Source organism: Aliarcobacter vitoriensis (assembly GCF_003316695.1).
GTDB lineage: Bacteria > Campylobacterota > Campylobacteria > Campylobacterales > Arcobacteraceae > Aliarcobacter > Aliarcobacter vitoriensis.
Window position 1 is genome coordinate 1 of sequence record NZ_PDKB01000056.1, and the last position, 382, is coordinate 382.

The 382-nt window shown below is 46.9% G+C and carries 4 tRNA genes; all 4 read right to left on the reverse strand.

Annotation, left to right across the window (positions count from 1 at the left end):
* Positions 1–9: 9 nt before the first annotated feature.
* Positions 10–86 (reverse strand) — tRNA-Asp (locus CRU91_RS12100).
* 14 nt (positions 87–100) lie between these two features.
* Positions 101–176: transfer RNA gene (locus tag CRU91_RS12105), tRNA-Val, on the reverse strand.
* Between the two features lie 33 nt (positions 177–209).
* Positions 210–284 (reverse strand) — tRNA-Glu (locus CRU91_RS12110).
* 21 nt (positions 285–305) lie between these two features.
* Positions 306–381, reverse strand: a tRNA-Lys gene (locus tag CRU91_RS12115).
* Between the last annotated feature and the right edge of the window lies 1 nt (position 382).

Here is a 382-nt window from a genome sequence, read left to right on the forward strand (position 1 = left end):
TTATTTAAGTGGCGCGGCCGACGAGACTCGAACTCGCGACCTCCTGCGTGACAGGCAGGCATTCTAACCAACTAAACTACGGCCGCACCTAAATAAACAATGGTGGTCGATATAAGACTCGAACTTATGACATCTACCTTGTAAGGGTAGCGCTCTACCAACTGAGCTAATCGACCAATTAAGTGGATTTATAGTTGTATAATTGACCTTGGTGACCCCTAGGGGATTCGAACCCCTGTGGCATGGATGAAAACCATGAATCCTAACCGTTAGATGAAGGGGCCAAGTTATACAACAATAAAAAGTGGTGACCCGTGATGGATTCGAACCATCGGCCTCCTCATTAAAAGTGAGATGCTCTACCGGCTGAGCTAACGAGTCA